General features: G+C 45.3%; 5 protein-coding genes. 2 read left to right on the top strand and 3 right to left on the bottom strand.

Annotated features, from left to right (window positions below):
* Positions 1 to 529: 529 nt before the first annotated feature.
* The 3 genes from clpB to rluD all read right to left on the bottom strand — a co-directional run bounded on the left by clpB (position 530) and on the right by rluD (position 4928).
* Positions 530 to 3103, bottom strand: a complete 2574-nt coding sequence (gene clpB / locus QTO00_RS11445) for an ATP-dependent chaperone ClpB (protein ID WP_331424932.1) — start codon at positions 3101 to 3103, stop codon at positions 530 to 532.
* A gap of 111 nt (positions 3104 to 3214) precedes the next feature.
* Positions 3215 to 3943 carry a peptidoglycan editing factor PgeF gene (gene pgeF, locus QTO00_RS11450; protein ID WP_331424933.1) on the bottom strand — a complete coding sequence of 243 codons (729 nt, stop codon included), beginning with the start codon at positions 3941 to 3943 and terminating at the stop codon, positions 3215 to 3217.
* Between the two features lie 4 nt (positions 3944 to 3947).
* Positions 3948 to 4928: a 23S rRNA pseudouridine(1911/1915/1917) synthase RluD gene (rluD, locus tag QTO00_RS11455; protein WP_038206508.1), complete on the bottom strand. Its 981-nt coding sequence runs from the start codon at positions 4926 to 4928 to the stop codon at positions 3948 to 3950.
* Between the two features lie 134 nt (positions 4929 to 5062).
* On the opposite strand from rluD, the gene QTO00_RS11460 reads away from it, so the two are divergent.
* Positions 5063 to 5788 carry an outer membrane protein assembly factor BamD gene (locus tag QTO00_RS11460; protein ID WP_331424934.1) on the top strand — a complete coding sequence of 242 codons (726 nt, stop codon included), beginning with the start codon at positions 5063 to 5065 and terminating at the stop codon, positions 5786 to 5788.
* 116 nt (positions 5789 to 5904) lie between these two features.
* On the top strand, positions 5905 to 7215 hold a 1311-nt coding region (locus QTO00_RS11465), incomplete at its 3' end, for a lytic transglycosylase F (protein WP_331424935.1).

Raw genomic sequence — 7215 nt, forward strand, 5'->3', positions numbered from 1 at the left:
TTAAAGTTTTGATTCCCTAAATAAATAGGGGAGGCTCAATGAATACTGATAAGTTCCTAGTCACTAGAAGCTAGTTCCTAGAAAACTTGAATTGACTGTGCTCGAATGATTGCTCATTCAAATGGTCACTTCGTATCATTGAAACCTAAATTGATACCGAAGTATCTATTTGGATTATCATCAACGAGTGCCCACACAGATTGATAGGTCTATATTTTTAAAGAACTTCGTTTTGGGCTCTGCTCAAAACGGACGGCCATTTTATCGAGATAACTTTCAGTGTCAAACACTTTTTTCGTTATTTCTTCGAAAGTTAATGCTTAACTTTCACCGCCTCTATTGCCTATGCTTTTCAGCTCGGTATCCCGTGGCAACGGAGGCGCATTATAGAGAGTTCACTTCTAAGCACAAGTCCTAAATTAAAAAAAACTACCAACTTTAGTCCGTTCGCTCACCAAACGAGCAATAAGCATAAAAAGAAAACAAAAGAGCCCTAATTAGGGCTCTTTTTACTATTTAGCGAACGAAATTATTGGTGGGCAATAACTTGATCATTGTTTACCAGCAATTTAACCGGTTTATCTGGAATCACTTTTCCTGACAATATTGCTTTAGCCAGTGGATTCTCCACACTCTGCTGAATAGCTCGTTTCAAAGGCCTTGCTCCATATACAGGATCGAAACCGACCTGAGCGATTAAGTCTAATGCTTTATCAGAGACCTCTAACGAATACCCTCTCTCTTCCATTCGTTTAGATAGACGCTCTAACTGAATTGAAGCGATAGACTTGATGTGATCTTGTCCTAGAGGGTGGAACACCACGCTTTCATCTACTCGGTTAAGAAACTCAGGACGGAAGTGTTTACTGACCACATCCATGACTTGTTCTTTCATACCTAGATAGTCAACCGAGCTGAAGCTCTCTTGAATTCGAGTCGAGCCCAAATTCGAAGTCATAATCACTACGGTATTGCGGAAATCAACGGTTCTCCCCTGCCCGTCTGTTAAGCGGCCATCATCAAGTACTTGAAGAAGGATATTAAATACATCCGGATGCGCTTTCTCTACCTCATCAAGTAAAATAACTGAATAAGGTTTACGACGAACAGCTTCTGTCAGGTAACCACCTTCTTCATAGCCAACATAGCCTGGAGGTGCACCAACTAGTCGAGCCACGGAGTGTTTCTCCATAAACTCAGACATATCGATACGCACCATGGCATCTTCACTATCGAACATAAAACTCGCCAACGTTTTGCATAGCTCCGTTTTGCCCACGCCTGTTGGACCTAAGAAAAGGAACGAACCAATAGGTTGATTTGGATCCGATAGCCCGGCGCGACTGCGGCGGATAGCATTAGCGACGACTTCAACTGCTTCAGTTTGACCAATTACACGTTGGTGCAATACATCTTCCATACGCAGTAGCTTCTCTTTCTCCGCTTCAAGCATCTTAGAAACCGGGATACCAGTTTGCTTTGAAAGTACATCTGCGATTTCGTTGTCTGTCACTTTATTCTTCAACAACGTCATCTCTTGCATTTCTGCTTGAGTGGCTAAATCGAGCTGCTTTTCCAATTCAGGGATGCGGCCATATTGAAGCTCAGACATTCTATTGAGATCGCCCGCACGACGTGCAAACTCCATGTCCATTCGCGCTTGCTCTAACTCAGATTTGATATGCTGCGTACCTGACAAGGCTGCTTTTTCAGCATTCCATACCTCTTCAAGCTCTGCAAACTCTCTCTCTTTATCTGATAGTTCGTCATTTAGTATGGTTAAACGCTTTTCACTGGCATCATCATGTTCGTTGGTCAGGGCTTGCTGTTCAATCTTAAGCTGGATGATCTTACGCTCTAACTTATCAAGAGACTCTGGTTTGGAGTCGATCTGCATGCGGATACTTGAAGCCGCTTCATCAATAAGGTCGATCGCTTTATCTGGTAATTGACGGTCAGAAACATAACGATGAGACAAACTAGCCGCTGCAACAATCGCTGGATCGGTAATTTCAACGTGGTGGTGAAGCTCATAACGCTCTTTTAGGCCGCGAAGAATAGCCACCGTATCTTCAACACTTGGCTCATCAACAATCACTTTTTGGAAACGACGCTCCAGTGCTGGGTCTTTCTCTATATATTGGCGATATTCATCCAACGTGGTGGCGCCAACACAGTGAAGTTCGCCACGAGCGAGAGCTGGTTTAAGCATGTTGCCGGCATCCATTGAACCTTCACCTTTCCCCGCACCGACCATGGTATGAATCTCGTCAATGAAGAGAATCACATTGCCCTCTTCTTTAGATAGTTCATTCAATACTGATTTGAGCCGCTCTTCAAACTCACCACGGTATTTAGCGCCAGCGACCAGCGCCCCCATATCAAGAGAGAGCACGCGACGCCCACGTAGACCTTCCGGTACTTCATTGTTAATGATGCGTTGAGCAAGACCTTCAACAATAGCGGTTTTGCCCACACCCGGCTCGCCAATGATCACGGGGTTATTTTTGGTACGACGTTGCAATACTTGAATAGTGCGGCGGATTTCATCATCACGGCCAATTACCGGGTCGAGTTTACCCTGTTCGGCACGCTCGGTTAGATCTATGGTAAATTTTTCTAGTGCTTGACGAAGATCTTCCGCGTTTGGGTCATTGACCTTCTGACCACCTCGCACTTTATCAATCGCTTCAGATAGTTTTGCTTCCGTTAAACCCAACTCTTTTAACAGCGCTCCAAGCGGACCTTTGTCTTCTAGCGCAGCAAGTAGGAACACTTCAGAAGAGATATACGCATCTTGACGTTTCTGCGCGACTTTATCGCACAGATTAAACAAGGTACCCATCGCACTTGATAACTGAACATCTCCACCAATGCCACTCACTTTGGGCAGTCGGTCAAGTATCTCACTTAACTTTGATCTTAAGTGGGTAACATCAACGTCCAGCATGGTCAAAAGCGGGCGAATCGGGCTGCCATTTTGATCCATTAGCGCCACCATAAGGTGCACTGGCTCAATATATTGATGGTCTCTGCCTAAAGCCAATGATTGGGCGTCAGATATAGCGATTTGGAATTTACTGGTAAATCTGTCAAGACGCATGCTTACCTTCCTACTTAAACTGAGAAAAATTAACTATTCAGTATGAAAGATGGATACGCGAAGCGAGATTTTCAAGGGGAGAAATATTGATTCAAATCGGAAAATAGCGGATTAGTTTTCAATCCAGATAAATGTTGCCTGTCGACCTGTCACACCATCACGACGATAAGAATAAAAGCGAGTAGAATCTTCGAATGTGCATAGCTCACTATAATAAACCTGCGTCACCCCAACACTATTCAATCTTTGGGTAACCAGTTGGTTCATATTCGCAAGCCACTTTCCTTGCTGCTGGCGCGGAATAAATGCAGATACCGCTTGCGAGTCAGCGTTTACAAATTCATCGACAACGTCTTTACCTACTTCAAAAGCTCGAGCACCGATAGCAGGACCAATCCAAGCCATCACTTCACCATCAAACTTAGCCACCGCTTGTTCAACAATACCATTGACTAATCCACGCCACCCTGCATGTACCGCTGCAACTTGAGTGCCTTGAACATTTGTCAGTAAAACAGGTAAACAATCGGCTGTCATGGCGGAGCAGACAACCCCACGCCTTTGCGTGAAGAGACCATCGGCGTCCAACACTTGCTCAGTAGGAGTATTAACTTCTGCTACAACGGTTGAGTGGGTTTGATTGAGCCATACCGGTGCGCTCGGCATTTGGGCTTGCTGCGTCAGCCAACGACGGTTTTGCTCAACCTTTGTTAACTCGTCCCCAACGTGAGTACCGAGGTTCAAACCTTGATACGCCCCGCCAGAAAAACCACCAATTCGCGTCGATGAAAACGCCTTGATCTGTTTTGCTGCGGGCCAGTTGGGAACGATCATTTCCATACGATTAGTACTCGTCTTCTAAGCCATGTTCACGAGTATCTTGGCGAAGTGCCTCTGCCATTTCGACCATATCATCTGGAACGGGTGCGTGGAACTCAACCTCTTCACCAGTAATTGGGTGCTCGAACTTAAGCATTACCGCATGTAGCGCTTGACGATCAAATGCGCGGATCTGTTCTGCTAACTCTTCCGTCGCACCGCTAGGGATACGCGCACGGCCGCCATATGCAGTATCACCTAATAGCGGATGCTGAAGATAAGACATGTGGACACGAATCTGGTGGGTACGTCCAGTTTCTAGGCGCAGGCGGATGCGAGTGTGCTCGCGGAAATGTTCTGCCACTCGATAGTGAGTGATTGCTGGCTTACCCATAGGGCTAACCGCCATCAGTGTACGCTTAGTTGAGTGACGACCAATCGGCTGTTCAACACGACCACCAGCCGTCATGCGACCAATCGCTATCGCTTCATACTCACGTACAAAGTTACGCTTTTTCTGCAAAGCACGAACCAAGCGGGTCTGAGCCGGTACGGTTTTCGCCACCACCATCAAACCTGTGGTGTCTTTATCGAGACGATGGACGATACCTGCACGCGGTACTTCCGCGATATCAGGGTAATGGTGCAACAAGGCATTCAGTACGGTTCCATCTGGCGTACCTGCCCCCGGGTGAACAACCAAACCGCGCGGTTTGTTGATTACCATTATGTCGTCATCTTCATAAACGATATCTAAAGGAATATCTTGCGCTTCCCAACGCTCTTCATCTTCAAGTTCCGCTTGCAGCGTGATTTCTTCACCACCCATTACTTTAGTGCGTGGCTTAGTTATAACCTCTCCATCCACTTGAACCTTACCGGCTAACAGCCACTCTTTAAGGCGTGAACGCGAGAAATCGGCGAATAATTCGGCGATAGCTTGGTCTAAACGTTGACCTAATTGGCTATCTTTTACTGTATTTGTTAATTCAATCTGCTGAGCCATATCGAACTTTTTTAAAAACCGTGAGACTAATTGTCACTACTGTGGAAAAATATACTATTGGACATTGTATCTGTTACCGGATAGAAAGTAACGGAAGCAACAGAAATATTTATCTCAAGGAATCGAATCCTGACATGAAAAAGCATACTTTATCTGGCTTGTTAGCATTATCCGTACTGGTAGGCTGCTCTAGCAGCGAAGAAGTTGTACCGGATGTGCCACCATCTGAGCTTTACTCAGAAGCACAGGTTTCGCTTCAAAGTGGCAACTGGCTAACAGCGATTGGTAAACTCGAAGCACTCGACTCTCGTTACCCTTTCGGTGCTTACTCAGAGCAAGTCCAACTTGATCTGATCTATGCCTACTACAAAAACGATGATCTAACACTTGGTTTAGCGACCATTGAACGCTTTATGCGCCTTAACCCTACTCATGAAAAACTTGATTGGGTTCTTTACATGCGTGGCTTAACCCACATGGCGCAAGACCGTAACTTTATGCACAGCATCTTTAATATGGATCGCAGCGATCGTGACCCTGAGCCAGTAAAGAAAGCCTTTGCGGACTTTAAACGCCTGCTAGAGCGCTACCCTACTAGCCCATACTCGAACGATGCTAGACAACGCATGTTCGCGCTTAAAAACCGACTAGCAAACTACGATTTAGCAACAGCAGACTTCTACCTTCGACGTGAAGCTTGGGTCGCTGCCATCAACCGTACGCAAGAGCTACAAAAAACCTTTCCAAGCACTGAAGCGGCACGCAAATCTCTAGAAATCCAACTAGAGGCGTATCAGCAACTTGGTCTTGAAGATGCAGTGGAAAGAACCCAAGAGCTGATTGCACTCAACCCTGAATAACTTACTAATATTGGTAGAAAAAAGCGCCTTCACATTTGATGGCGCTTTTTGTTTATAACTTTGCACACCAACGACTTTGCAACTACATTTTAATCAATGTGGTTTAGAGGTATGTCATGCTGCGCACTGTTGTTCTGTTACTGCTAATTTCAATTCAAAGCGCCTACGCGCTATCGCTCTCTCCGCTGCAAAAGCAGCCATATTTGGGCGACCTTTCTCAGCTAGAGAAGAAAGGGGTGATTAGAGTTTTGGTGTCCGCAGACCTGGGGTTTTACTACATCGAAGGTGGTAAACCCAAAGGCATACTTGCCGAGCTTCTTTACCACTTTGAAAAAGAGTTACGCCAACGTTCATCTTACTTCAATTTACAGGTTATTCCTGTCCATCGAGATGAATTGATCCCATCTCTACAGCAGGGCTACGGAGATTTGATTGTCGCAAACTTGACCATCACTGAGCCTAGAAAAGAACTGATAGCCTTTAGTGCACCTGTTTTAACTAACATTCAAGAGTTGTTAGTGACTCATCACTCCATTAATCCATTGACCTCTATCAAGCAGTTAAGTGGCAAAGAAGTTTGGATCAGGGCAAGCTCAAGCTACTTTGAGAGTCTGCAAGCAATTAACCGAACTTTGGATAGTCAATCTCTGCAACCGGTGACAGTAAGGTTTATTGAAGAAACCCTACAAGATTACGAACTGGTTGAAATGGTCAATCAAGGCCACATCCCCGCCACCATACTCGACAGTCATAAAACAGAGTTGTGGATCAAGTTAATGGAAAACATTCGCGTACACTCAGATGTTCCGATAAGGGAAGATGGACAAATCGCTTGGGCAATGCGTAAAGATAGCCCCAAGTTAAAAGCTTTTGTTAATGGCTATTTAAAAGACTACCGTTCTGGCACTCTGTTAGGTAATGTTATCTACAACAAGTATCTTGGCAATACCCAGTGGCTAAAGCGTATCTTGGACCCCAACCATACCAGTAAACTAAAGTCTCTCGCTCCATTGTTTGAAACATATTCGGACCAATATAGTTTCGACTCTTTAATGATCTCAGCCCAAGGTTACCAAGAATCCGGCCTCGACCAAACCAAGGTATCGCATAAAGGCGCTGTAGGCGTCATGCAGGTTTTACCCAGCACCGCTAAAGATCCTAACGTCAATATTCCAGATATCTATCAAGTGGAAAATAACATCCACGCGGGAGTTAAATACATGCGATTTATCAAAGATCGCTATTTCAACGAGCAAGGTATTTCCCCCGACGATCAGGTCTACTTCACTCTCGCAGCATACAACGCAGGCCCAGCCAACATTCGCAAAATGCGCCGTCTAGCAGATAAAAATGGTTACGACCCCAACAAGTGGTTCCGCAATGTTGAAATCATGGCTCGACGCAATATAGGCCGCGAACCTGTTCAC

It is taken from the genome of Vibrio sp. M260118, assembly GCF_036533755.1.
In the GTDB taxonomy this organism is placed as follows: Bacteria; Pseudomonadota; Gammaproteobacteria; order Enterobacterales; family Vibrionaceae; genus Vibrio.

Bases quoted from the DNA above. Each gene is read 5' to 3' on its own strand.
- clpB (WP_331424932.1), bottom strand. From the start codon at position 3,103: ATGCGTCTTGACAGATTTACCAGTAAATTCCAAATCGCTATATCTGAC.
- pgeF (WP_331424933.1), bottom strand. From the start codon at position 3,943: ATGGAAATGATCGTTCCCAACTGGCCCGCAGCAAAACAGATCAAGGCG.
- rluD (WP_038206508.1), bottom strand. From the start codon at position 4,928: ATGGCTCAGCAGATTGAATTAACAAATACAGTAAAAGATAGCCAATTA.
- QTO00_RS11460 (WP_331424934.1), top strand. From the start codon at position 5,063: ATGAAAAAGCATACTTTATCTGGCTTGTTAGCATTATCCGTACTGGTA.